A 1,102-nucleotide genomic window follows, 5' to 3' on the forward strand; every position below is an offset into this window, starting at 1 on the left:
GACAAACTGATTGGTTTCTGCTCAGAACAAGGCGTGATTGACGACAATGGCAATGCCGTTGCAGAGTTGCTGCCTATCGAAGCAGAGCACGTCATCAAAACGCTTTCAGAAAACCACGCTTCAGATTCCGATTACAACACGGGCACTTTGCGTTTCCTCAAAGGTTCCATCGCCGCTTGTCGCGCTGGCGTCCCACGTAGCCATCTCATCAGCTACAAAGTAGATGGGGCTTTGATTCAGGAGTTGTTCTCGTTTGACGGTAGCGGGACTCAAGTCGTCATGGCGAGCGCAGAGCAAGTTCGTCAAGCTGGTATTGATGACATCGGCGGCATGCTGGAATAGATTCATCCATTAGAAGAACAAGGCATTTTGGACAGGCGTTCGAGAGAACAGCTAGAGCAAGAGATTGGTAAATTCACCATCATTGAAAAAGATGGCTTAATCATCGGATGCGCGGCTTTATACCCATATTCTGAAGAACGAAAAGCTGAAATGGCCTGTGTTGCTATTCACCCAGACTATCGGGATGGCAACCGAGGTTTGTTGCTGTTGAACTACATGAAGCATCGTTCAAAATCAGAAAACATCAACCAGATTTTTGTCCTTACCACCCACAGTCTACATTGGTTTAGAGAGCAAGGATTCTACGAAGTTGGAGTCGATTACTTGCCAGGAGCCAAGCAAGGGCTGTACAACTTTCAGCGTAAGTCCAAAATCTTAGCGTTAGACTTATAAACAAACTCAACATCATTAACAGATGCGTTCTGAATCCTCAATCCGAGGTTTGGAACGCCATGCTCCGACTCTCTCAACAATAAAGCCATGAATCATAAGTAGTAATACCATTAATTTAGATATGCAAAGCATTACATTGATTTTAGTTCCATTTTTACCTTTTCAATATACACACTGTTGGCTATACTCTGCGCGCTAGTGATTGGTTTTTAACCAATACAAATGGATCTAGGTGATGATACGTAGCCTTCACCCTAAAATGCTGGGCAGTCGATAACTAGTTAACCCGCATTGCACACCAAGGACAGTTGTTAATCTGACTTTAAATAAGCCGAGACGAGCACTGTTATGAGAACAATCATTTGTA

General features: G+C 43.9%; 1 pseudogene. It reads left to right on the forward strand.

The annotated features are described in order from the left end of the window. Window positions 1–735, forward strand: a pseudogene (gene argA / locus R8269_RS25745) (amino-acid N-acetyltransferase); the annotation flags it as partial. Between the last annotated feature and the right edge of the window lie 367 nt (window positions 736–1,102).

The sequence above is a fragment of the Vibrio sp. Vb0667 genome, assembly GCF_033391095.1.